Annotated in this window: 22 protein-coding genes and 2 tRNA genes; all 24 read right to left on the bottom strand. The window is 50.2% G+C overall.

Annotated features, from left to right (window positions below; translation table 11 throughout):
- Window positions 1-9 precede the first annotated feature (9 nt).
- Window positions 10-684: a hydrogenase nickel incorporation protein HypB gene (gene hypB, locus B9A14_RS04060; RefSeq protein WP_084664253.1), complete on the bottom strand. Its 675-nt coding sequence runs from the start codon at window positions 682-684 to the stop codon at window positions 10-12.
- Window positions 681-1,013, bottom strand: coding sequence for a hydrogenase maturation nickel metallochaperone HypA/HybF (locus B9A14_RS04055; protein WP_157109773.1), 333 nt, complete (start codon window positions 1,011-1,013; stop codon window positions 681-683). Before B9A14_RS04055 ends, hypB begins: the two co-directional genes overlap by 4 nt.
- Window positions 1,013-1,522, bottom strand: coding sequence for a hydrogenase maturation protease (locus B9A14_RS04050; RefSeq protein WP_231967904.1), 510 nt, complete (start codon window positions 1,520-1,522; stop codon window positions 1,013-1,015). Before B9A14_RS04050 ends, B9A14_RS04055 begins: the two co-directional genes overlap by 1 nt.
- On the bottom strand, window positions 1,509-2,123 hold the full coding sequence (locus tag B9A14_RS04045; protein WP_084664251.1) for a cytochrome b/b6 domain-containing protein: 615 nt from the start codon (window positions 2,121-2,123) through the stop codon (window positions 1,509-1,511). Before B9A14_RS04045 ends, B9A14_RS04050 begins: the two co-directional genes overlap by 14 nt.
- A gap of 15 nt (window positions 2,124-2,138) precedes the next feature.
- On the bottom strand, window positions 2,139-3,719 hold the full coding sequence (locus B9A14_RS04040) for a nickel-dependent hydrogenase large subunit (RefSeq protein WP_084664250.1): 1,581 nt from the start codon (window positions 3,717-3,719) through the stop codon (window positions 2,139-2,141).
- On the bottom strand, window positions 3,716-4,798 hold the full coding sequence (locus B9A14_RS04035) for a hydrogenase small subunit (protein WP_084664249.1): 1,083 nt from the start codon (window positions 4,796-4,798) through the stop codon (window positions 3,716-3,718). The genes B9A14_RS04040 and B9A14_RS04035 overlap by 4 nt, the downstream gene beginning before the upstream one ends.
- 55 nt (window positions 4,799-4,853) lie before the next feature.
- The gene (locus B9A14_RS04030; protein WP_157109772.1) at window positions 4,854-5,165 is read right to left on the bottom strand and encodes a Rieske (2Fe-2S) protein; all 312 of its coding nucleotides are present in this window, start codon (window positions 5,163-5,165) and stop codon (window positions 4,854-4,856) included.
- A gap of 129 nt (window positions 5,166-5,294) precedes the next feature.
- Entirely contained in the window at window positions 5,295-6,683 is a 1,389-nt protein-coding gene (locus B9A14_RS04025) for a Ni/Fe hydrogenase subunit alpha (RefSeq protein ID WP_231967994.1), read from the bottom strand.
- Window positions 6,684-6,706: 23 nt separating this feature from the next.
- On the bottom strand, window positions 6,707-7,555 hold the full coding sequence (locus B9A14_RS04020) for an NADH-quinone oxidoreductase subunit B family protein (protein ID WP_084664246.1): 849 nt from the start codon (window positions 7,553-7,555) through the stop codon (window positions 6,707-6,709).
- Window positions 7,556-7,568: 13 nt separating this feature from the next.
- Complete coding sequence (locus B9A14_RS04015; protein WP_172839024.1) at window positions 7,569-7,952, bottom strand: hydrogenase iron-sulfur subunit; 384 nt, start codon at window positions 7,950-7,952, stop codon at window positions 7,569-7,571.
- Window positions 7,934-11,218, bottom strand: coding sequence for an FAD-dependent oxidoreductase (locus B9A14_RS04010; RefSeq protein ID WP_084664242.1), 3,285 nt, complete (start codon window positions 11,216-11,218; stop codon window positions 7,934-7,936). The genes B9A14_RS04015 and B9A14_RS04010 overlap by 19 nt, the downstream gene beginning before the upstream one ends.
- Window positions 11,215-11,979 carry a heterodisulfide reductase-related iron-sulfur binding cluster gene (locus tag B9A14_RS04005; protein ID WP_084664240.1) on the bottom strand — a complete coding sequence of 255 codons (765 nt, stop codon included), beginning with the start codon at window positions 11,977-11,979 and terminating at the stop codon, window positions 11,215-11,217. The genes B9A14_RS04010 and B9A14_RS04005 overlap by 4 nt, the downstream gene beginning before the upstream one ends.
- Window positions 11,976-12,509, bottom strand: coding sequence for a 4Fe-4S dicluster domain-containing protein (locus B9A14_RS04000; RefSeq protein ID WP_084664238.1), 534 nt, complete (start codon window positions 12,507-12,509; stop codon window positions 11,976-11,978). The genes B9A14_RS04005 and B9A14_RS04000 overlap by 4 nt, the downstream gene beginning before the upstream one ends.
- A 143-nt stretch (window positions 12,510-12,652) precedes the next feature.
- Complete coding sequence (locus tag B9A14_RS03995) at window positions 12,653-13,624, bottom strand: sigma-54 interaction domain-containing protein (RefSeq protein WP_084664236.1); 972 nt, start codon at window positions 13,622-13,624, stop codon at window positions 12,653-12,655.
- 555 nt (window positions 13,625-14,179) lie between these two features.
- The gene (locus B9A14_RS03985; RefSeq protein ID WP_084664232.1) at window positions 14,180-15,229 is read right to left on the bottom strand and encodes a phosphotransacetylase family protein; all 1,050 of its coding nucleotides are present in this window, start codon (window positions 15,227-15,229) and stop codon (window positions 14,180-14,182) included.
- 12 nt (window positions 15,230-15,241) lie between these two features.
- Window positions 15,242-17,344: an acetate--CoA ligase alpha subunit gene (acs, locus tag B9A14_RS03980; RefSeq protein WP_084664230.1), complete on the bottom strand. Its 2,103-nt coding sequence runs from the start codon at window positions 17,342-17,344 to the stop codon at window positions 15,242-15,244.
- Between the two features lie 527 nt (window positions 17,345-17,871).
- A tRNA-Ile gene (locus B9A14_RS03975) sits at window positions 17,872-17,946 on the bottom strand.
- 5 nt (window positions 17,947-17,951) lie between these two features.
- A tRNA-Asn gene (locus B9A14_RS03970) sits at window positions 17,952-18,026 on the bottom strand.
- A 79-nt stretch (window positions 18,027-18,105) separates the two neighbouring features.
- Window positions 18,106-19,197 (bottom strand): RNA polymerase sigma factor RpoD, encoded by a 1,092-nt coding sequence (rpoD, locus tag B9A14_RS03965; protein ID WP_084664228.1) that lies wholly within the window; start codon window positions 19,195-19,197, stop codon window positions 18,106-18,108.
- Window positions 19,197-21,020: a DNA primase gene (dnaG, locus tag B9A14_RS03960; protein ID WP_157109771.1), complete on the bottom strand. Its 1,824-nt coding sequence runs from the start codon at window positions 21,018-21,020 to the stop codon at window positions 19,197-19,199. The genes rpoD and dnaG overlap by 1 nt, the downstream gene beginning before the upstream one ends.
- A 459-nt stretch (window positions 21,021-21,479) precedes the next feature.
- Window positions 21,480-22,475 carry a deoxyguanosinetriphosphate triphosphohydrolase gene (locus B9A14_RS03955; RefSeq protein WP_084664224.1) on the bottom strand — a complete coding sequence of 332 codons (996 nt, stop codon included), beginning with the start codon at window positions 22,473-22,475 and terminating at the stop codon, window positions 21,480-21,482.
- A 28-nt stretch (window positions 22,476-22,503) separates the two neighbouring features.
- A complete protein-coding gene (locus tag B9A14_RS03950) occupies window positions 22,504-23,109 on the bottom strand; it encodes a flavodoxin family protein (RefSeq protein ID WP_084664222.1) in 606 nt (201 codons plus the stop codon).
- Window positions 23,110-23,210: 101 nt separating this feature from the next.
- A complete protein-coding gene (gene rnhA, locus B9A14_RS03945; RefSeq protein ID WP_084664220.1) occupies window positions 23,211-23,666 on the bottom strand; it encodes a ribonuclease HI in 456 nt (151 codons plus the stop codon).
- A 16-nt stretch (window positions 23,667-23,682) separates the two neighbouring features.
- Window positions 23,683-23,892, bottom strand: coding sequence for a DUF6485 family protein (locus B9A14_RS03940; protein WP_084664218.1), 210 nt, complete (start codon window positions 23,890-23,892; stop codon window positions 23,683-23,685).
- Window positions 23,893-23,999: the final 107 nt, after the last annotated feature.

The following is a 23,999-nucleotide window of genomic DNA, read 5'->3' as shown; positions in this document are numbered from 1 at the left end:
ATTGTTCCCTTAGCTAAAAGCCGGCGCCAATTCTCTATGGGCATGAGCTTGGCACCTCAACCACTCATACCACGCTCCCATCCCCTCACCCGTACGGGCTGATAGAGGAAAAACTTTAAGGGCGGGGTTAATCTGAGCGATTTCCTTAAGAACTCCATCTAGGTCGAAGTCGGTGTAGGGAAGGAGGTCCAGCTTGGTGAGGACGCAGGCCTTGGCTTGTTGGAAAACGAGCGGGTATTTGGCCGGCTTATCGCTCCCTTCGGTTACGCTGAAGACAGCTACCTTAATATCTTCACCTAAGTCAAACTCCGCTGGGCAGACTAGGTTCCCCACGTTCTCCACTATTATAAGATCCAGTTCTGCCAGTGAAAGCTCGCGCAATACTCTGCCGACCATGGCCGCATCTAGGTGGCAGGCTCCACCAGTGTTGATCTGAATCACCTCTACGCCAAGTCTTGCAAGCCTCTCAGCATCCCGGCTAGTACAAATATCTCCTTCAATAATACCAAAACGTAAGCGATTACTTAGGGCAGTAACGGTTTTTTCCAAAAGGGTAGTCTTACCTGCCCCTGGTCCCCCGATAAGGTTTAAGGCTATCAGGCCATACTGTTTTAAAAGGCTGCGGTTTTCTCTAGCCATCTCTTCGTTGGCCGCCAGCAAATCTTTAACTAGGAAAACCTTCACCCTTCGCCCTCCCCCTCGAAATATTCAAGATAAAGTTCCCGTCCTTGAATAAATTGGTATGCCACATGGCCGCAGCGAAGGCACGTAAAGTATGGCAGTTCCGGGACGAATTCTAATTCACAGTTGGGGCAACGTAGCCGCACTTCTCGTTGTTCAATTTCGAGTTTAGCGCTCTGAGCCACGGTACCGCGGCTCAGAGCGCTAAAGGCCATTTCCAGCGCCTCAGGGAAGGCCATAGTCATCTTCCCTACTACTAATTTAATCTTGGTGACCTTCACTAGGCCGTAGGCCTTAGCTTTTTCTTCTACTAGGTTAATTACCGATTGCATTAAACTAAGCTCGTGCACCGCCTAACCATCCCTTCAGCCTTTTCTTTCCTGTACAGGTCGCCCTGTTTTCCACCATTACATATATCCTCAATTTCTTGTAAGACGAGTCCCTCTAATAGGGGAAGTTGGGCGGCCACCGATGGGCTTAAGTTCATCCCCCAGTCAAGCCGTTCTATTTGTATCCCGAAAATCACTGTTTGGGGAAGAAGACCGGTTAGCTTGGCCAGAGCCAGGAGGTCCCCCAAGCCTGTTTGGTGAAAAGAAAGTTTAATATTTCCGTAGCCAATACCCTCAGGTGAAAGGCGGCAGATTGTTCCTGGACGTAGCCCGGCGTCCAGGGCGTCGATCACCAATAAATGCGAATAACCCTCCAGATACCCCAGTAAATACAGGCCACCGGTGCCGCCGTCCAGGAAATCCACATCACTACGGCAGATCCGTTGGGATAGGTTCTGTACTACCCTAGGACCAATACCATCATCACCAAGAAGTAAATTACCTATTCCCAAAACCAATATCCTGGGCACCTTTTACCTCTCCAAACTTCTTCGTTATACCTAACAGCATGGTAATCAGGTGTTCCCGCGATTCGCTCAAGGCCAAATATATGTGTATCACCAGAAAAGCGAGTATAAGCCAGGTTCCTGCATAATGGAGACTGCGAACTAGTAGTAAGCTTTCGTTTTGCGCAAAAGTAGCAGGCCAAGCCAACTTTAAACCATACCAGCTTTGTACTACCACGAGGAAAACAACAATTAATAGATAAGTCAATTTCTGCAATGGATTATAAGTCCCCTCCGGTGGAGAGCAGCCCCCGGGGAGGAAGAAATAGTATTTTACGGTACACAGCAGCCTCCGCCAATCGTCTTTACTAAGGATAAATTCACGCCAATCACGTTGGGGTCCGACAAAGGCATAATAGATGCGCGGGATCAAGCCTACCAAATTTGCTATACCTACGGTAACATGTAAAAAGCGGATAGGAGACAGGTTAACCCCCGCTGGCGGCCAGTGGAGTATGAAGCCGGTGATAATTAAGAAGACCATACTCCAGGCGTGTAGTAGATGGAAAATAGACCGCGGACCTTGAAACCTTTTTGTGGCCTCCATCTTTATTTACCCCCTTTACATGATGGAAATTAGCCCTTCGCGACCGGAACTTGGCTCAACCACGTGAACGGCGCAAGCAAGGCACGGGTCGAAGGAGCGGATTACCCTGACAATATTAATAGGGTTCTCGGGATCGGGCACCGGCGTCCCCACAAGGGCGTGCTCGATGGGGCCCCGCTGGCCCTGCTCATCCCGGGGCGAAGCATTCCACGTTGTCGGCACTATAATCTGGTAGTGCTCTACTTTCCGGTTTGCCACTCGCACCCAGTGGCCCAGGGCACCCCGCGGTGCTTCGTTTAAGCCCATACCTTCTCCCCTTTCTGGCGGCTCCCAGTGCTCTGCATCGTGGATGCGAGCCGAACCATTATCGTGGAATGCTTTACCACTATCTAGCACTTTAATCAGTTCTTCCAGCCAGACCGGCATAGCATCAGCAATAAGAAGGGTTTCTAGAGCCCGTGCCACGTGCCTGGCTACCGCTCCTGGGCGAATATTATATTTGGCCATAACCTGTAGCAGCGGGGCATGTTGCTTGACCAGCATCCTGGCGAGTGGCCCTACTTCCATGGGGCGGCCGGCATAACGCGGTGCTTTGATGAAGCTATAAGCCCCTGATTTATCTAAGTCCACCTCTGTGACCGCCTTCCCCGGATACCCTCCTGTTCCTTCTTTATACCAGGAGTGAGTTACTGCTTCGGTTATTTGCTCATGATCTAAGGGATGTACCTGATTGAGGTTATTATCCAGAATAACCCCGCCTTCAAACAATTTTTTGTTGCCGGCATCGTCCAGGGGGAAGGCGCCATAGGCCAGATAATTACCCGGGCCAGCACCTAAGCTTGCCTGTGCTAGGGGTAAAAGGGGGCCGGTGGCAAAGGCTAGCACATCGGGTACATAAACATTTTTGACAAAATCTATGACTTCTTGTAAAAGTTCTTCAAACTGGCGCAATTGTTCCAGATTAGGATAACTAGTCACCCCTCCTACTATGATGCTGGACTGATGGGGCTGTTTCCCTCCCAAAATAGCCGACATTTTCTTAGCTTTGGCCTGGATCTCCAAAGCCTTAAGATAGTGAGCCACAGCGGTAGTTACGATTTCCGGATCCTTGACCGAGTATTCATCGGGTTCATACCGTGGTAGCAAAGGATAAGCATCTCCCGCTTCCACTAGAGCCATTACCTTTGCTTTTACATGCTGTAATCCCGGATCATTCCCTTGGTATTTCCCTATAGCAGTAATATCCAAATAATCCAAGGCTGAAAGATGATAGAAATGAAGCGGATGATCGTGGAGCCAAAGGGATCCTACTAGAAGATTCCGGATCAAACGTCCGGCTGTAGGTACTTGCGCGCCAAAAGCCTTTTCTACGGCCAGGGCAGCCGTCCAGCCATGCGATCCCATACATACACCACAAATACGCTCGGCAACGTAGGTGGCGTCGCGCGGGTCTTTACCACGTATTATCTCCTCAAAGCCACGGAACATGGTCCCCATGCACCAGGCATCTACTACCCGGCCGCCGTCGACTTCGACCTCTACCCTTAAATGCCCCTCAATGCGGGTGACCGGGTCCACAACTACCCGCTGGCTCACTTTTTAACCTCCTTTCCTTCTTGTTGCCTTCCGGCTATAAAGCGAGCGGCAGCATGGGCAGCTACGCCCACAGCAGCTAGGCCGGTTATACCTTTTGCTGCGGTAGTGATGCTGAGACCAAATACATTGGGTTCCGGTATAATTTCTTGTTTAGCATATAACGGAGTTAATTTAGCGTAAAACTCCGGCTGGGTACAACCGGAACAGGGAGAGCCCGCCCGGATGCAATAGTTAGCCCCATCGTTCCACCAAATACGAGGACAGTCAGTGTAAGTAAGGGGTCCTTTGCAGCCCTTGTATAACAAGCACCAATCCACGGTCTTGGGATCGTTCCAATCCTTTAAAAATTCCCCTCTCTCATAGTGGCCCCTACGCGGGCAACTGTCGTGTTGCAGAAATCTCTGGTAATAAGGTATCGGGCGCCCGAAATCGTCCAACGGAGGAGCTTCCCTGAAGGAGAGGTAATAGAGCAGGGTACCTAACAAGCGGCTGGGCTTCGCTGGGCAGCTGGGCAGGTTGATTACAGTCTTATCTTTTACTACTGCTTGTGCCCCTGCGGCTTGAGTTGGGCCAGCAGCAGGAATGCCGCCGTAAGATGCACAGGAGCCAGCCGCTACGACTACCTCTGCCCTTTTGGCCGCTTCGATAAAAAGTTCGCTAAAAGGTCGACCTTCGACCAAACAGAAGCGGGGATCTGCCAAAGGGATAGCCCCTTCCAGTACCAGGATGTAGCCACCCTGGCGTACGGCTTCTTCCCAGGCTCGCTGGGCTACTTTACCCGCACCCGCCATAATAGTCGGGTGGTAACGCACCGATAAGAGATCAAGGACGATAGCAGCAGGATCGGGATCAAGGGAGGAAAGAAGAGACTCGCTGCACCCGGTACAGCCCTGTCCCTGCATCCACACCACTGGCTTCTTGCTTATAGCTGCTGCTGCCACCCGCGCCATGCGCCGCCCGACTTTAAAATCTAGGCCCATGGCCAGAGCGGTTGCCGAACACAGCTTAAGAAAACTACGGCGTGATATGCCTCGCCTAGCTAAAGAAGCGAGGCCTTCTGCTATATCCTCCATTACCATTTAAACCGCTCCTTTCTTTAGCTTACTCTGTCTAAGTTTTGCAGCTCTCCCTTCTTCATCCAAGTTTCACCCAAATTCTCCCGTCAGCAATCTTGACCGGCAGAGGTTCCAAGCCTGGCCCACCATCTTCGTTCTGCCCTGTTAACGTACTATATTGGCTTGAACACCACGCACAGGACAACATATCACCCCGAGCCCACTGCAGTGGACCCCTATCTTTAGGGCAAAGGGCAACATAAGTCCAAACTTTATCTTCTCGCTGCGTTACTAGGATGTAAGTACCCCTTATGGCAGTCAGGCGTGGCTTGGGAAAGTCCTTTACTGTACCCAAGCTCTCCCATCCACCTTCTTCTGCCTCTACCAGCACCTTAAACAGAACCAGGCCAGTTTGCAGAAACGATCGCCACGTAAAGTTTAAGAATTGTCCTCTAGTCATAGAAGGGCTTTCTTCTTTTTCCTTAGGCAGAGCTTATCACCTCCTAACCTAAAGACCTACTCACTCGCTATCGACCGCCTCACCTCCTTTGTTGGCCTGTACATTCCGAATTATATGGGTGGCACAGCTAAGGCACGGGTCAAAGGCCCGCACAGCGTTCTCAGCCCGGAAAATAGCTTGCTGTTCGCCTCCAGAGGCCAAAGCTTCCCTGGCTGCAGCGGTGGCCGCCTGGTCAATGGCTCGGAGGTTAACTGCCGTAGGAGTTATGATGCGTACCTGTTGCACTATACCCGAATCATCAACTTCGTATCTGTGTAAAAGGAGACCTCGGGGAGCCTCTACCACCCCCAAGCCACTGCCACCACGGGCGGCAGGAAGGAGTACCCTCATTTCTTCAGCATCGGGTTGGTCTTTCGCGGTCAGTTCTAACGCCCTCTCTGCCGCGTAAATTACCTCCACTAAGCGGGCCCAGTGATAAGCGATCTCGCCCCGTATAGGCTTTGGACCAAGGGTCCTGAGCATTTCTTCGTAAGCCTTTGCTGCCTTGGGGGTGCTAAAGCCATGGGCTGCGTTGGCCCTGGCTAAAGGACCCACCTGAACGAGAATCCTCTGTCCGTCACGGCCAAGGAAGGAAAAGGACTCCGCATAATTTCCTGCTTCACGCCCGCCCTCCAGGCGTTCAGCGTACTCCGCTTCAGTAAGACGTTCCACGGGGTAACCCTCCGGGCTGACTAGGACTAGCTCTCCTTCATATAGGTTAGGGCAGCCCTCTAGCACGCGAGCTAAATAATAAGTTTTAAAATCAGATGCCGCATTCGCAGATACCACATCAGGGGATTTGTTTAGCACCCTTTCCCGAAAAAGGTCCAAGGTATACAATCCAAAAGAAAGCAGGGAGCGAAGTATGGCCTGCACCTTGTACAACTCTGCCGCGGGTAGAGCGCTGGAAACTCCCCCGGGTACGGCGAATTCGGGGTGTATTCCCTTTCCGCCCAATAGAGCGAGAATTTTCCCGGGATAGCTGCGCTGCTCTAGAATATAACGGCTAGCCTCCGGCCCCAGCTCCTCCATCACCCGGAAGAAGTTGCGCTCAGTCGGTTCAGACCGATAAATAAGTTCCGGCAGGGCCAGCAAATAAAAATGGGTTAGGTGGCTTTGTATCAGCTGAAGGCACAGGGCCAATTCTCTAAGCCGATGAGCTAAAGATGGGGGCTCTATCTCAAAGATATCGTCTGCGGCCTTGGCCGCAGCAACATGGTGGGCCGCGGGGCACATCCCACAGATGCGCGACACAAGGCGCGGCATTTCTTCAATGGGGCGTCCCACGCATATCTTTTCAAAGCCTCGCAGCTCCGTAGCCATCAAGCGAACGGTAACGTTATGTCCGCCGCTAAAATCTATTTCGAGTACGCCGTGACCCTCGATTTGGGTTACAGGATCCAAGACCACGCGGTGCAAGGTTATCGCCCCTGTCACTGGGCAAAAGTTGCTGCCCAGGTGTAGCGATACAAGGTACCTATAGCATCTAGAAGGGATGCGTCCTGATATGTCTCAGCAACCTCTAGGGCAGCAAGGGCACCAATAAGCCTTGCCCCCTGATCGTTTACTTCCGCAGGCGGACCATAACATCCACGGCAAGGGAGCCCCACTTTAGGGCAGCGAGCACCGCAACCTCCGCGGGTGGCTGGGCCGCTACAAATCAAGCCCAGAGTTAAAAAGCAGCGGTCATTTACTGTTATCTCTTGGTAACGGTACCAGCGCCTAGGCCCCTCTTCACCCCTTGAGCGAGGGCAAGAAGAGCAAACAGCTGGTTCAAGCTGCTTGAAATCTGCCTGTAGTTCCTGCCCGCCAATTAAGGCCAGAAGAGTGGTGCCCAGCTGGTCCGGCTTCGGCGGACAGCCTGGAATAGGATAGACCCCTTTGATTAGTTTGGTAAGGGGGAACAGCCTGGGCAGGAGCGGTGGTAACGGCGGTTGCGCCTGTACCTGGGAACAACCGGCCGGGGGTAAGTCAGCAAGGGCGGCAATTCCTCCCCAGAGGGCACAGGAGCCCACGGCAACAAGGGAGCGACATTTGGCAGCCAAAAGCAAGGCAACCCGGTAATCGAGTTCTGTCCTTACCCCTCCACAGAGAACACCAAGTTCTACGCTGTTATCTGGTAAGCCAGCAAGGTCATCCAGGCGGCTATCCGTAATGAGGGGCCAAAATGATACCTCTACGTGACGAAAAAGTGTCATAAAAGCTTCGGGGTTCTCCAAAAGCGATAGTTCACAGCCCCCGCAACCTGCTGCACCGTAAACGGCCAGCCTTACCTTAGACACAAATCTTTCCTCCTTAGATACCAGTCTCTTTCAAAGAGGCCACCATTTCCCAGGTTATCTCTAAAAGACGGTCTGCCTCCTGGGGACCGATAAGTTCTAGGCGGAAGCGCCGCTCCCAGTTAAGCTCACGCAAAAGAGACTTCAGCAGGGCAGCCCGCTTTTCGGCCTGGCGATTACCATTACCATAATGGCAATCCCCTCTGGGGCAGCCCACCACCAGGACTCCAGCAGCTCCTTGGCGTAATGCAGAGAGGATCAGTTCGGGTTCTACCCTGCCGCTACAGGGTACGGGTATTATAACAAGCTCCTTAGGTAAGGCCCGACGGCTCATGGCCACCAGATCGGCGGCTGTGCACCCACACCAACGGCAGAAAAAACCTATGAGCGGCTTGCCCACGATACCTCCTCCTGCAACACAGCACTTACTTGCGCTAGCAGGGCCTTGCTTTCACTGCCGAAAAGCCCCAAAGCACCGGTAGGGCAGGCAGCTACGCAGTTACCACACCCTCGGCACGCAGGCTCATGTACTAAAACTTTTTGGCCCGCTGGAAGGAGTGCTTCGGCAGGGCAAACCTTCACGCAGAGGTGGCAGCCGGAACAGCGTTCCTCCATCACATAGGCCATTTCAGGGGAGAGAAGTTGTCCCCCAGAAGCTAAACGAGTAAGGGCTTCCGCGGCTGCCGCCCCGGCATGGGCAAGGGTCTCCGTAATATCCTTTGGTCCCTGACACCCGCCGGCCAAGAATATACCCGGATTACCCGACTCTACAGGGGCCATTTTAGGATGAACTTCCAGGAAGAACCCATCAGCATCTCGCTGAATACCAAATAGCCGAGCTACCTCTCCAGCATCCGCACGCGGCTCAAAAGCTGTGGCTAATATCACCATATCTACTTCTAGCTCCCGTATCGCCCCTAAAAGAGTATCCTCTACCCTCAATACCAATCGATTTCCTTTTTGGTGGACTCCTTGTAAGCGGCCGCGAAGAAAGATAACTCCTTCTTGGCGAACTCTCCGAAGAAAATTCTCATGCCCTTTTCCTGTCGTGCATAAATCCACGTATAGCTCAAACACCTTTGCTTTGGTCCTTTCCCTTAATGTTTGGGCAAACTTCAAAGCCGCCATACAGCATACCCGGGAACAATAAGAATTGTAACGGCGATCGCGGCTTCCCACACAGTGAATAATGGCTACTGCCTCTGGTTCGTAACCTTCGCAAGTTATGATGCGGCCTCCGGTGGGCCCTAGGGGGCTGGAAAGGCGCTCAAACTCTAAACCAGTAAGAATATTGGGGTAAATCCCATAGCCAAAAGCTGGCTCTTTCGCAGGGTCAAAGGTTTGGTAACCCGTAGCCAGAATAATGGCTCCAACCTCAAAGTTAAAGAACCGCGCTGGTTCCCCTAGATCAACAGCACCTACCGGGCAGGCTTCAGCACAGAGGCCACACAGGGCGCAACCCCCGCAATGGCGACAACGAAGGGCTTCCTGGAGGAGAGGATCAACTGCCGCATCAAAGTTATCTCTTTCTCCGGTGTCAAAGGGTTGCACTCTATAAGCGCACTGTTTTTGTTCGGGTTCAGTAGCTGCCAGGCTGGCTTCCCTTTCTGCTCGACCATTAAACTGCCACCGGACTTCTGGGGCTGTACGCAAAAAGCGGTGCACCGCTTCGGCTACTCGGCCACCTGCAGCAAGGGCAGCAGGAACGCTGCCGCAATTTCCCACAACATCCCCGGCAGCAAAAACACCAGGATATGACGTACGCCCGAAATTATCGACCACGAGATATCCTGCTTCATCTACCATTAGCCCTTGCGACCGCAGATGTTGATATTCCACATCCTGACCGGCAGCGATAATTACTAAATCGACTTCTACCTCCTGCGGCCCTTTGACGATTATTGCGCCTTGTTTCTTGGTAAAACCAGTAACTCGGAATTGCCAATAAAAGTAAATAGGAACCGCAACGGGTACTGGAGGCCACCGGAAGCCAGGGGGCTCCTCCCGTTGCTCCATTACCACTATCAAGGAGGCTCCCTCCCGGGCGGCCAGCAAAGCTAATTCTTTTCCCGTATCTCCGGCACCAACTATGCCAACGCGCTGTTTTTGTAAGCAGATCTTCTCCTCGCATATTGCCTCCAAGAAAGATAGGGCCGGCCAAATACCTTCCATTCCCTCACCCGGGACACCTAAAGAACGGGGATGCCACGCTCCTTGAGCCACAATGATGGCATCATATTCTCGAGCCAAACGCTTAAGGGATAGACTACCATCATCCACCTCTACATTGGTGATTATCTCCACCCCCAGTTCTTGTAAATGGTGGATCTCCTGTTCAAGGGCAGCAAACGAGGGTGGGTTAAGGACTTTCGCTAACAGCAACATACCGCCAGGTTCAGATCGTCGCTCCAGTATGGTCACGCTATACCCATAAGTTGCCAGGCGGTAAGCAGCCGCTAGGCCGGTAGGTCCTGAGCCAATTACAGCTACTCGTAGGGCGGGCCCGGAGCGAAGGCCCTCTCTTTTCAGCCTCTTTACCTCCCTCTCCTGGGCCAACGACTTTTCTATCAAAGGAAGGTTAATCCCTGTTTCCCCCGTATGCTCCCCACAGGCAAGGCGACAGGGGGCGCGGCAAAAAGCTGCCGTTAAAGAGGGCAGTACAAGTGCTTTTTCTAGTAACTCCTGGGCCTTATCTCGCCGCCCGGCACGGATTAAAGCAAGAAGCCCCGGAATATTGACCCCTGCCGGGCATACCTTTTGGCAGGGGGCCTCACCCCTGTGGGAAACGTAAAACGTTGGAGGTACAGCATAAGCAAACGGTCTTGTTATAGCCTTGGTGGTGCTAAGACCTTCGTTATAGGGATCTGGTACCTTTACCGGACACACCTGCTCACAATCGCCGCAGCCAGTACATCCATCCTTTACACGTCGCGGTTTTTGTTTCACTTCTACCCGAAAGGCGCCAAAATGCCCCTCTACTTTCGTTACTTCACTGAGGGTTAGGAGATGGACATTGGGATTGGCAGCTACCCTCGCCATGAGCGCACTTAAGGTACATGCAGCGCAGTCCATGGTGGGGAAAGTCCGGTCAAACCGTGCCATATTGCCACCTAGGCTTGGTTCCCGTTCCACCAGATATACCTTGTGGCCCGCTTCTGCCAGCTTAAGGGTAGCCTGTATTCCGGCAATCCCCCCACCTACCACTAATACCTCCTGATTAACTTTTAGCGTGCGCGGCTTAGGAGGACAGAGCCACTTTACCTTGGCCAGGGCCCCGGCCAGAATAGCCTTGGCCTTAGCGAGGGCGTCCCGTGGATCAGGCGTTAACCATGCGCAACCCTCACGAATATTGGCTATTTCTAGCAAGAATGGATTCAGGCCCGCCTTATCAAGAGCGCGGCGGAAAGTGGCTTCGTGCAAGCGAGGAGAGCAAGCGGCTATGACTATGCGCTCAAGATGCTCGTCCCTTATATCTCTGGTCAGTAGTTCCTGCCCCGCTACTGAACAAAGGTGGCTTGTTTGCCTGACTACCTTGACCTGTGGCTGTTCTTTTGCCCAGCGCGTCAAGGCAGCCATATCTATCTGACCGGCAATATTGTTGCCACAATGGCAAAGGTACAAGCCTACGGTAGGGCTAAAGCCATCTCCCATTTGAGGTTCCTTCATGACACCATTACCCCAAGAGCTTCTGCTAAGATCTCACTGAAATAAGAAACTTGCAAGGAGTTAGGCCCAGGAAACCTATTCCACGCTTCGGTAAGTGTCAAATAACATAGGGAGCAAACCGCTACCAAGTGACTGGCCTGGCGAGCTAAAGCTTCTTTAAAAAGGTCAAAGGCGGCCTGAAGGTTTCTCCCGGTAGCACCCGCATGACTACCGCAGCAGCGATTCTTTTGGTCAAAGGGTAAAACTGTTGCTCCTGCCATAAATAGCAGAGATTCCAGAGACCCGTCTCTTACTTGGCAACCGTAATAAACTGCTAACCGCATACCCCGAAAGAAAGTCTTACGTGATTGCCGCCGGAAACGGGCGATGGCCAAAGGGGCAGTGAACATTTCCACAATATGGTGGACCTTGGCTTTACCTGTATAGGAACGCCCGGCCCTAGCCAAAACTTCGCTTATTGCTGACTGCCATGTCCTGCGGGTCAGGTACGCGTTATAGCTCCGGCGCAAAGCTGCCAGGCAGGTACCACAAGCCACTAAAAGCTCCAGGCCTTTTTCTTCTGCTAGGGCCAGGTTGCGCAAGGGTAAGGCTAACGAAAGCAGGTGGTTAGCCGTAGGTAAGGAAAGAGCCCCACAGCAGTTCCATGCCTCCAAAGGTGCTAACTGGCAATCAACGTTTTCAGCCACCAGACGATTGGCAGTATCGTAGTGGGGAAATATTGAACTTAAAGTGCATCCGGCGTAGTAAGCATAAGTATTCACCTTTCACCAAGCTCCATAGAGGCATGATAAATTACCCGTACTTCTTCTAGCGTGACTTGCCTTTCGGAGGAAATCCTGACCTCCTTCCCCTCCACCATGGAAAGGGCCAAAGGACCAAACGCCAATAGAGCAATAGGCTCCTTTTGCAATAAGACCTCAAGGTTTTGGGTACCGGTCTTCTCCACCATCAACCTGGCCAATTGACCAAAGCAGTCCTGGAAGAAAGAGGCTCGATCTGCCCGGCTGGCGAGGCTCAGCCGCTTTAGAGCATATACAATTTCTGCTACCTCAATATTTTCCGGGCAAACCTCAGAACAACGGCCGCAAACGGAGCAAGCCTGTACTAGCTCAGAGTTTAAAACCCAGGCCCTTAACCCACTGTTTACGGCCTGGAGCACCTGGCGAACAGTGCCAGGATAACCTACCTGCGGGCATACTGAGGAACAAGCACCGCACTGCTGACAGGTTGCTGCTGAAACGTTACCCGCCAAGCACTCTACAATTTTAGAAAACCCATATTCTGCTTCCATAACGCCCCCAATTATTTGGGTATAGCAAGATGTGTGCCAGTAAAAAAGTAACTAAAAAACCGCCCTACTGGCGGCTTTTTTAACCCAATTTCTGTTTAGAAACGTCGGACGGCCGACACCTAATATGTCCAAAACTCGACACTTCAGTAGCCTAGTTTATAGGTCTTCAGTTTTTCATAGAGGCTCGACCGCGGCATACCAAGTAGCCTGGCTGCGCGGGCTTTATTCCCTCCTGTTGACCGTAAGGCCTGCTGGATCATATCACGTTCCATCATGGCCAATTGCTGACTAAGGCTTGGTCTGTCGGCTGTAACTTCCCATGGTCCCACAGGCAAGAAAGCTGCCAGATGATGGGGCAAAATGGTTTCTCCTTCTACTAAAGCAAAAAGCCGCTGTAACACATTTTCCAACTCGCGGACGTTGCCGGGCCAAACATAGCTTTGTAGCATGACCATAGTTTCCGGGGAAATTTGTTTTTTCAGGTGGGGATACTTGCGATTAAGTTTTTCCATTATGGCTGCTGCAATAGCGGGTATATCTTCGGCACGTTCTCGCAAGGGGGGTATTGCTAAACGAACTACATTCAGGCGATAGAACAAGTCTTCCCGGAAAAGCCCTTCGGCTACCATGGCCTCTAGGGGCCTGTTGGAGGCGGCGATAACTCTTACATCTACTTTAGTCCGGGAAATACCGCCAACTTTCTCTATATCGCCATACTGCAGGAAGCGTAACAGCTTGGCCTGTAGCGGCGGGGGCAAACAGCTAATCTCATCTAAAAACACAGTTCCGCCATGGGCGAGTTCGAACTTACCCGGCTTACCGCTTTTGCGAGCACCAGTAAAAGCACCTGCTTCATACCCAAAAAGCTCAGATTCCATTAAAGCCTCCGGGATAGCTGCACAATTTAGTGTCAAAAATGGCCCTTGTGCCCTGGGGCTCAAATTATGAATGGCATGGGCAAATAACTCCTTGCCAGTTCCACTTTCCCCTTCAAGGAGAACAGGGAAATCTGTTTGGGCTACGCGCTTGGCCATTTCTTTTAAATGGGTGATGGCAGGCGAAGACCCCCGAATATCTTCCAGAGTAAATTGAGCTCTTAGGCTCGAGCCTGACATGAGCAGCCCCCCAATAATTCTAAAAAAATTTGGGAATGCTCCTCTCTTATGGCGTGGGCCTTTTTCTTATATTTAATTTTTTTGATATAACTAAAACTATTTTCTCCTCTTTTGCCTCTTCTCTCGACAAATTTCCTACCTTTTTCACCGGCCTTTTCGTGTATTTTGACTTCTAGTATAACCTTTTCATAGTTGATTTCCTACTACCTGGTGTTTAATCTCAGTTTTTTAAATACTAGGTACAATAATTTATTCCTGCTTCGTGAAATAATTAATTTTGCGCCTCTACTCTCATAAGGCTTCGCTCTTACTTTCGTTTTTTGTAACGGCCAACGGAAATGATATGTTACCCTTGGCTACGGACAAAGCCAGGGTGCTTAAGGAAGCTTTCCGGGTACTTAAACCCGTCGGCCGCTTAGGAATTTCTGATATGGTATTTCTCCACTTCCACTCCCCTTCTGCTCCCAGTCGTAGCGAAAAATATCTTCGTAGATACTATATAATTTCAGAACTTGCCAGGGAGCGCCGCACGGAGCTTTCACCCCTTGTAATTTTTTATCGTAAGGCTTCCAGTATGGTCTCCCATTGACAGTACTTTTCTACATTTTCTAGGGCTATCCGGATCCCAACGGTATCATCGGGCCTTAAACGGCGAGATAAATGGCTAACCTTTTCCACTGTAGTATAGGTATCATATTGAACAAGGATTAAGGGAACCCCCTTTTCCTGGGCCCGGGAAATGACCCGCAAGTCTGGGTATAAGCCACCAGTCAGGATAAGTACTGAAGTGCTCGTTTCTAAGGCAGCCAGGGCTACATCTGTTCGGTCACCCCCTAAGATCACTGCCTTGTCAGCTGAGCGTCGGAAATAGGTAAGGGCGCTTTCTGCCGTCATGGCTCCTACCATAACTTCCTCTACCAGCCGACCTAGATTATCTTTACCAGCTAGTATTTCTCCTCCCAAAGCTTCATAGTATTCCTTAGCAGTAGGAGAAGCTATCTCCGGTCGGCGGGGTATTAACCCTAAGGTGCGGTACCCATTTTCTTCTAGGATGGGTCTATAAATACCTTCAGCTTTAGCTAAGAGGGAACGCGGGATATTGTTAAAAATATTTCCTAACAGGGTTAACCCGGCGCTGCTCAGACTCCGGTTAAAGAAAAGAGTCTGATCCAAGCTAAAATCGCTTTCCAGGGTCACTACTAATATAACTAGTGCACCCCATTCTTTAGCTAGGGCGATGTCATCCAGGCCACAAGAAGTATAGGCATAGGGGTAAAGGGCTCCGCCGATGAGAAGTACATCCACGTTTTGGGTAATCTCATGGTAAGCACGGCGGATCCGGGATAATGCTCCCGGACACCGTTCACCAGAAAGGTAAGAAGGCCCGATCATACAGGGGACTACTACCTCTAAAGGTACTTCCATCCCTAAAACTTCCCGCATCAAAACAGCATCCTCATCAGATTGTTCCCCACCCCGGGAGGGAGTCCCGATGGGCTTAAAATAGGCCACCTTGAAGCCTTCCTTCTGGAGTTTCTGCGCAAGCCCCAGGGCCAAGGCCGTTTTACCACTGGCCGGGGTTCCTATGATATATAAACTTTTCACGCCTTGGTCACCTCACGATATAGTTATTTTAATATCCAGAGCGCTTAACCCTTCAGGGTATACAAATACCGGATTAATATCTAGTTCGACTATCTCAGGAAAATCTAAACATAAGCGAGCGGTCCGCCCGATAGCTTCGATCAATGCAGGTATATCAGCCGGCGGGCTTCCCCGATAACCGCGGAGCAAGGTATAAGCTTTGGTTTCTGCCAGCATAGCTTCTATTTCCTTATAGGTTAGACCATGGGCAAGGCGGAAGGAAACATCCTTGATAAGGTTAACGTAAATACCTCCCAGACCGCAGGCGATTAAAGGCCCAAACTGCACGTCTCGGGTCATGCCAATGATCATTTCTATCCCTTTAGGCATCATCTTCTGGACTTCAACACCATAGATTTCCGCTTGAGGTAGTAACCGGTAGACATTCTCCATTATTTCAATAAAGGCCTTGTGAACCTTTTCCGGTAAATCCAACCCCACCCTGACGCCACCTAGATCAGTCTTATGTAATATCTTGGGAGAAGCCACCTTAAGGACTACCGGATAACCTATTTTTTGAGCTATTTCCACTGCTTCCTCAGGGCTAGTAGCTAGGTATATGGGAGCTACAGAAATGCCATAAGCCTGGGCCACTGCGGCCGCTTCACTACCTAATAATACCAAACGTTTATCCCGTAACACGTCGTAAAAAATGGCCTTGACCGTTTTCTTGTCCAAGTTAGGGTAATTTAAATCGAGATCTTCTTTAGGCATCTCCCGGTACTCTCTATAAGTGGATAACCCTCTTAATGCTTCAATAGCCGGCTCTGGAAAAGTAAAGCAGGGTATCCCCGCCTCGGTTAAAAGCCGAGCTCCTTCAGCCAAGGATTCTCCTCCTAAAAAAACCCCTAGCACCGGCTTTTGGGGATATTGCTTATGCAGTTCGATAACCGCCTGGGCTGTTTCAATGGGTTCTGCCATGGCCGTAGCACACATTATAAACACTATACTATCTACGTTGGGGTCCGCCAAAATCTTTTCTAAGGCTAACCGGTACCGCGAGCCCCTGGCATCCCCTAACACATCTACAGGATTATACAAAGCTGCCTCAACGGGAAGTCCAGCCCGTAATTCTTCAATAGTCTCTTTGGTAAACCTTGCCATATGTAAAGCTTTAGCTTCCACTGCATCTGTAGCTACAATCCCCGGCCCCCCGGCATTGGTAACGATGGCCACTCGCTTTCCAGCAGGGAGCGGACACCGGGAAAAAGTGATGGCCAGGTCAAAAAGTTCGGTCATGGTACGAGCCCGGATGACTCCGCATTGCCGGAAGGCGATCTCGTAAGCTAAATCGCTTCCGGCAAGGGCACCTGTATGAGAAGAAGCAGCTCGTGCACCAGCCTGGCTAGTCCCTGATTTTAAAATAATAACAGGCTTTTTACGCGTGGCCTCACGGACTACCTTTAGAAAGCGTTCACCGTCCACTACATCCTCCAAATAACAAGCGATGACCCGGGTATAGGGATCTTCAGCCGCCTCGGCAATAAAATCAATCTCAGAAAGGAGGGCTTTGTTCCCCAAGCTTACCATCTTACTAAACCCAATACCGGCCGACAAACTCCAATCTAGAATGGCTATAAGGGTGGCCCCACTCTGAGATAAAAAAGCTATATCCCCTTTCAGGGGAAAATTCTTAGTAAAAGAGGCATTAATGGGAGTGTGGGTATCCATCATGCCTACGCAATTAGGGCCTAAAAGGCGTATGCCATAATGCTTACAAGTATGTATTAATCTTTTTTCTAGGTCTAATCCCTCCTTACCAGTTTCTTTAAAGCCAGCACTTACTACGATGAGGTTTTCTACACCCTTCTTTCCGCACTCCTCGGCCACTGCCGGCACCCCTGCCGCCGGAATAGCCACGATGGCCATCTCTACTTTTTCGGGGATATCCAGGACAGAAGGATAGGCTTTCAGTCCTTCAATTTCCTTTTCCTTAGGATTTACGGGATATATACGGCCTGGATAACCCGAATTTAAAAGGTTTTTTACCAGGGAATGGCCTACTTTGCCCGGTGTTTTCGATGCTCCGATAACGGCTACTGAGGAGGGGTCATAAAAATTCCCCAACAGTCCCATCCTTATCTCTCCTTATCCACGGACATGGTAGGCAGAAAAATCAATTTTCCGGTAAGATAACCCAGTCGCTACCTCTAAGGCTTAAAACTTTTACCAAAAGCTCTATCCGTTCATAAGGTTTGTAAGCCAGCTAAACCTTTAAACACTGAGTAAGCCTCTCCCTCATCTCTATCCATCGATTAAGCTCACCATTTAGCTTTCCCTTAAAGCCAATCTTTTTCTTCATAACATTTTTCTTCATAATTTCGCTAATCTCCTTCCATGAAATTCTAAAATATAAAACCGGCAGTTAAAGATGGCTATGCCGGTTCCTCAATTACGCTAAGTCTTCCAGGGTTTACTGGGCTGCACTATTGGCCCGCTTGAAAAGGAAAATTTCTTCCAGGGCCTAGCTTAAGTCTGCTTGATTTAAGACGGCTACCCTAGGGTTAAGTTTAGCAATTTTGGGCATAATAAAACCCCCCTGTCAGCACTAACAGACACTTTTTTGGGGGGCTAATCTGGAAGAAAGCTAAATTTTTCAAGGGTGGTGGGCCCACTAGGATTCGAACCTAGAACCAACGGATTATGAGTCCGCTGCTCTACCGTTGAGCTATGGGCCCTTTATTGGCTCCCCGGGCAGGACTCGAACCTGCAACCACCCGGTTAACAGCCGGGCGCTCTACCATTGAGCTACCGAGGAAAGCCACTACTGATATTATACGCAATAGGGTTGGATCGGTCAACCCCTCCTAAATACCATGCCCGATTTAGGCCTTGATTTATTCCAAGTAATCTTTAAGTTTTTTACTACGGCTAGGATGGCGCAACTTACGCAAGGCCTTAGCTTCGATCTGGCGGATGCGCTCCCGCGTAACCCCAAACTCTTGGCCTACTTCTTCTAAAGTACGAGAACGTCCATCATCGAGGCCAAAGCGTAGGCGGAGAACCTTCCTTTCTCGCGGGGTCAAAGAATCCAGTACCTCTTCTAATTGCTCCCGTAAAAGCATATAAGAGGCAGCATCCGCCGGAGCGAGGGCATCCTCATCCTCAATGAAGTCACCCAAGTGGCTATCCTCTTCCTCGCCTATGGGCGTCTCTAAGGAGACAGGCTCTTGGGCTATCTTCATAATTTCCCGGACCCGTTCTACAGGAATATCCATCTCCTTGGCAATCTCCTCTGGAGTAGGTTCCCGGCCTAGCTCCTGGAGGAGATTACGCGAAACGCGGATAAGCTTGTTGATGGTCTCCACCATGTGTACAGGTATCCGGATGGTGCGCGCCTGGTCAGCAATGGCGCGGGTGATGGCCTGCCGGATCCACCAGGTAGCATAAGTGCTAAACTTGTACCCTTTACGGTAATCGAATTTTTCTACAGCCTTGATCAGTCCTAAATTTCCTTCCTGGATCAGATCCAAAAAAAGCATACCCCGGCCAACATAGCGTTTAGCAATGCTAACTACCAGGCGTAGATTAGCCTCGATCAGCCTGCGCTTGGCCTCCTCGTCCCCTTGCTCCATGCGTTTAGCAAGCTCAATCTCTTCTTCAGGCGTAAGAAGTGGAATCCGGCCGATCTCTTTTAGATACATGCGCACCGGATCATCGATTCCCACGCCTTCCGGAATCGAGAGATCGAGATCTTCTTCTGCGGGAGCGCCGTTTTCCCTTTCCAAAGCCTCAAGCTCTGCCACTTCAGGTATAATCTCAATACCCATCTGATGAAGCTGTTCATAAATATCATCGATCTGTTCGGGGGTGAGTTCCACTGACTGCAAGGTATCCATTATTTCCTGATAGGTCAGGGAACCGCGCTTCTTTCCCTTTTCGATGAGTTCTTTCACCAAATCCTGGTACTTGTGTACTTCTTCTTTCATCAAGTTTCCCCCCTTCCTGCCTTTAAATTTTTTATATTCCTAGCTAGGTCTAAAATTCTTGTTTGCAGGGCTTTCACTTCATCCTCCCGCCCGGCTGCTTCAGCTAAGCTTAAACTTCGCCGGCAAGCTTGCATTTCGTCCTCCCATTTTTTAAGCTGTATGGATTTTATAGCCTGTTCAAGGGCCTTAGGCTCTAAGGGTTCCTGGCCCTCTTTTAGGGCTACCCGAGCGAGCAAAGGAAGAGCGTCCGGTGGAAGTTTTTTGCTTAGCTTATCCTGAAAATCTTCTCCTTCTAAGCCTGGGTATTCCTCCCTCAACTCCTTAGCTGCTGAAGCTATAATACCCGCTTGGGGTAAACTCCAAAAGGCTGGCCCTAAAGAAGCTTCGATCCGGTCAGCCCACTCTTCACTGGCCAAATAAGCACATAAAAGATATACTTCCGGACCCTGAAAAGTGGTCACTGCCGTACCCTGACTATCCCGAATATCCCCATCCAATATTAGCCGCCTGGGTCTTCCCATTTGCCGGGCTCGGAATTTGTGCAATTCTTCGTAGATGGCTGTTTCTAATTGGCCAGTGCGTCTACTTAAGATACGAACGTAATTATCCCGTTCCACAGCGTCCTCTATTTTGGCCAAATAGGGTATTATTTTCTGGATCGCCTTTACACACTCGCTAGGATCGGCTAGATTATAGGACTGGGCGACCTGTTCAATTATATACACTAGCCAGGGTGGAGCCTCTTCTACTAATTTCTGGAATGCTTGGCCTCCCTGCCTCTGTAAAAATTCATCGGGGTCCTTTCCTTCTGGTAAGAGTAATACACGGACCCTTAACCCCATATCTGCCAGGACACCAAGGACGCGTAAAGCTGCCGCCCTTCCAGCCGCATCTGCATCGTAAGCGATAATAACCTCTTCCGTATATCGTTTGAGCGCTCGGGCCTGTTCTATGGTTAAAGCAGTACCTAGAGTAGCTACCACATTATCCACACCATGTTGCCAGGCAGAAATAGCATCCAGGTACCCTTCCACTACCACCGCCTTACCGCGGCGTCTTATCCCAGCTACGGCCAGGTGCAACCCATAAAGATGATGCCCTTTGCGGAAGAGTGGTGTTTCTGGGGTGTTTAGATATTTAGGTTCGCTATTGTCCAGAGCTCGGCCGCCAAAGCCAATCACCTTACCCGCTGGATCCTTCACCGGGAACATTAGCCGTCGACGAAAGCGATCAAAGCTACCTTCCGGGGCTCTAGAAGCCGCCAACCCTGCCAAAGCAATCTCCCGGGGATGAAATCCATGGCGCTTAAGATAATCCACTAAAGCCCTAGGGCTGTCCGGAGCATATCCAAGTTCAAACTTTCTTACGGCTTCCAGGCTTACCCGGCGGCGCTGGAGGTATTCCCTGGCCTGCGCTGCAGTAGGATGCCGGAGCAGGATAAGATGATAAAATCTCGCTGCTAGGGCACCGATCTGATATAGTCTCTCCTTTTCCCGGCGGAGCTTAAAGATCCCTGCCCCTTCCCCTTCTTCTAAGTTTATTCCTACCCGCTCAGCTAGCCGTGTCAAGGCCTCACTAAAGTTTAATCCCTCACGCTTCATTAAAAAGGTGAAGGCATCGCCCCCCACCCCGCATCCAAAACAATAAAACAGTTGCTTACTTGGGCTAACAGTAAAGGAAGGGGTTTTCTCAGTATGAAAAGGGCATAGACCTACATAATTCTGGCCCCGCCTCTTTAAAGGGACATATTCACTTATCAAGTCTATAATATCCACCCTAGTCTTAATCTCCTCGATCAAGTTCTCCCGAAAGGCGGCCAGCAAGAAGGGTGCCCCCTTATAATCTTTCGGCCCAAATGTTTTTATTGTATTCGCCATTGAAGGCAAATATCCTCTTTTTTTAGGGGAATATTGGCCTAATCTATTATTTGTAACTATTTACCATAATATACCTCGCTCTTAAGTTTAGCTTCCTGTACGGCTGGCCATAATAAAAACGGGGTGACCTACATGGGAAAATTCATTGCCTTTTTGTTAATAGCGCTGCTCGGTGGAAGTACCCTTTATGTTTTATATAAGGGGGTTATCCTCCCCCTCTTTGAACCTTATTTTAAAACCCGCCAGTAAAAAACTTAGTTTAGTATAAAATATGGGATTCATGGTTATAATAAGCTTGGAAGGTACCCAAGGGAAATCCTGCCGGCGCCTTCGTCAAGCGCCGGATAGCCTGACGAGCGAAGAGATTTTCCAGGTACCTTCCCATTATTCCTCTTTTTATTTTATTTACAGTGGAAAACCGGTAGGTACAAATAGCTTTTGGTATTGTAAGATGGCGAAGCGGTCTGTCATGCCTGCTATATAATCACATACGCGCCGGGGCAAATCATCTTCCGGTCTTTTAGCTGGGGGAAGGAGTTCGGGGTGTTCCAGGTAAAAATAATAGAGATCCTTTAGCATCCTCTTAGCCTTGCCCTCCTCCGCCTTAGCCCGCGAGCCTATATATACATGTTTAAAAAGAAAAGCTCGCAAAGTATCTGTAGCTTCCTGAACTCGCGAGCTCATGGTGATATGATCTTTCCCCCAACTGTTTTGAATGATATCCAAAACCATGGTATTAATGCGCTGACGATGCTCATAACCTAGAACTTCCAGACAATCTTGAGGTAAATCTTCTAAAGTAATTATCCCAGCGCGCAAAGCATCATCTATATCGTGGTTGATATAGGCAATACGATCAGCATAGCAGATCACTTGCCCTTCCAAGGTCTGGGGCTTAACAGGCCCAGTATGGTGGGCAATACCGTCCCGTACTTCCCAAGTGAGATTAAGCCCCCCTTCGCCTTCCAATACCTCCACTACCCGCAAGCTCTGCTCATTATGTTTAAAACCCCCAGGTACCACTTCATTTAAGGCTTCTTCGCCTGCGTGCCCAAAAGGAGTATGCCCCAGATCATGCCCCAGGGCTATAGCTTCAGTTAAGTCTTCATTGAGACGTAGAGCGCGGGCGATGGTACGCGCTATTTGAGCTACTTCTAAGGTGTGGGTGAGACGGGTACGATAATGATCGCCCTCAGGAGCTATGAAGACCTGGGTTTTATGTTTTAGGCGTCGAAAGGCTTTAGAATGGATAATTCTATCCCTATCCCTTTGAAATTCGGTACGTACTCGGCAGGGCTCTTCCGGCCGGTCCCGGCCTCGAGTACGGCTGCTTAAAGAGGCAAAAGGAGATAACAATTCCTCCTCCAAACGTTCAGCTTCTTCCCGCAGAAGTAACTTCATCCAAATCCTTGCCCTCCGGTTTGCTTCTTTATAAGTCCCTCCGACGAAGGGACATAGTAGCAGCAGCTACCTCAGCCAACCGCAAGCCTAAAATCCTTACTCGCTGCCGGGCAAATTCATCCTCCTCAGCAGGGGCCTGGCTACAACCTCCGTGATGACCACAATCATAATCCTGGTATCCATCCCCGATTATCATCATACCCTGAACCAACATCATATCAAAAAGGGCCTTCAAAGTAGTCTCCTGCCCGCCGAAGCGGCTGCCACCTACAGCTAGGGCAGCCCCAACTACATTTAACAAAGCTTTCTCTTTACGTAAAATACGGCTTTTATCCCAGAAAGCTTTGAGCTGGGCAGAAACGCTCCCGAAGTACACCGGGCTACCTAAAAGTATACCGTCGGCCCGGCGCAATAAGTCGTAAGCTTCCCCTAACCGGTTACCCCGGGAACAGGAACCCTGGCAGGGAGAGCTACACTGGTTGCAAAAAGGATGTTTTTGGTCAGCTAGGACATCCGTCACGTGAATAAGCACAGTTTGTGCACCGGTCGAGGCAGCCGCCTTTAATCCCTCCTGGATTAGATATGCTGTATTACCTGTTCTGTTAGGGCTTCCATTGATACCTATGATCAGCATTAAGGCCACCCTTCATCTTCTACTTTCGGGAAAAGGTTCGACACCGGGGAGCTTTTTCCTGCTGGCACTTATCATATCTATACCTAAAATGTTCTTTAGGCTTATTCTCCCTTGAGAAGTCTAGAAATGGCCGCCCGGGCTAACGCATCACACCGGTTATTCTCTTCGTCATCACTATGGCCAGTTACTTTCACCCATTCCACCTGGTGTTGGGAAGCCACCCGTACCAGCTCTTGCCATAAGTCTTGGTTTTCCACCGGTTCCTTTTTAGCTGTCCGCCAACCGTTTTCTTGCCACCGCTTAATCCACCCTTCCCGGAAGGCGTTCACTAGATAAGCACTATCACTGTAAAGTTTTACTCGGCACGGCTCCTTCAGGGCCCTCAAAGCTTCCAGGGCAGCTGTAAGCTCCATGCGCTGATTTGTCGTATCTGGCACAGCCCCGGAAAGTTCCTTTCGGTGACTGCCGTAAAGGAGGATAGCAGCCCAACCTCCCGGTCCAGGGTTTCCGCTACAAGCCCCATCAGTATAAATGGTTACTTCTTTAAGCGGCTTCATAAAGAATAGCACCGCCTTACTTCCGCCCCCGGTTAAACCAGGCTACAAAGCGATCTATGCTGCGGTCATAGGTCCGTTCTACTTCTGGTGGGAACAAACACCCTGGTAGCTCGCCATGCCTCCTATGGTAAAGAAGGCAAGCACAACAGTTACCCTTTCTAGGACAAGGTTCATACGTACAAGTACACATCTTTTTATTTTCAGCTATATTAACGCACTGAGCCATAATAGTATATGCCTCCCTCCGACAATTGGATTCGCCCTAGGAAAGTAGATTCGGTCATACTTGTTAGGAGTAGTGCTTAAAGATAAAATTAAGGAAAACACTTTTTA

Source organism: Thermanaeromonas toyohensis ToBE (genome assembly GCF_900176005.1).
Classification (GTDB): domain Bacteria; phylum Bacillota; class DSM-521; order Neomoorellales; family Neomoorellaceae; genus Thermanaeromonas; species Thermanaeromonas toyohensis.
This window is presented reverse-complemented; position numbering and strand designations above follow the sequence as displayed.